The organism is Levilactobacillus suantsaii, from assembly GCF_004115745.1.
GTDB lineage: Bacteria > Bacillota > Bacilli > Lactobacillales > Lactobacillaceae > Levilactobacillus > Levilactobacillus suantsaii.
Genome location: NZ_QXIL01000063.1, coordinates 1 through 659 on the forward strand (window position 1 = coordinate 1; position 659 = coordinate 659).

At 40.8% G+C, this 659-nt stretch carries 1 protein-coding gene; it reads left to right on the forward strand.

Annotated elements, in window-relative coordinates:
- Positions 1–408 (forward strand): IS5 family transposase (locus tag DXH47_RS11550; protein WP_129033432.1); only part of this gene is annotated, 408 nt, incomplete at its 5' end.
- Positions 409–659 lie beyond the last annotated feature (251 nt).

Sequence of the window (659 nt, forward strand, 5' to 3'; positions counted from 1 at the left end):
GGTAAGAAAATCTCGGGGATTAAGCGCCATCTGGCAGTTGATATCAATGGCTTTCCGCAGGCCATTCACATGACGCGAGCGAACGTCTCTGATCGAGACGGGGCCAGTGCAATGATCGCTTTACATGCCATGCATTTACGCCAGGTTCAAAATGTCTTAGTTGATGGTGGTTATTCAGGCGTTAATTTTCAGCTCGATGTAGCCAGTAATTTAAACGCAACCGTGCAGGTTGCGAAGCGCAATGAGTTGCATCGATTCGAAGTCATGCCCCAACGTTGGGTAGTCGAACGATCTTTTAGTTGGCTAGAGAATTGTCGGCGACTTTGGAAAAATTGTGAGCGTCAATTAACCACTAGTCTGCAAATGGTCGTTTTAGCGTTTTTAGCACTATTACTTAAGAGATTTTAGACAGCTTCTTATATATGCATTTGCGATTATTTTTTTATTTGTCAGCATTAAGTTGGGTATTATCACTTTTAAAGTTATGGTAGATTGTAAAATTAATCCGACGCTGTTCGGACAAAAAAGATCAGCTTCCCTTAAAATGGTGTTTACCACAAACCCATCTTTTAGGAGCTGATCTTTTGTCTAGTATAACCTATTCTGAACGAATTAAAATCGAAACCTTTTGTGAACTAGGGCTGTCCAATATCCAAATG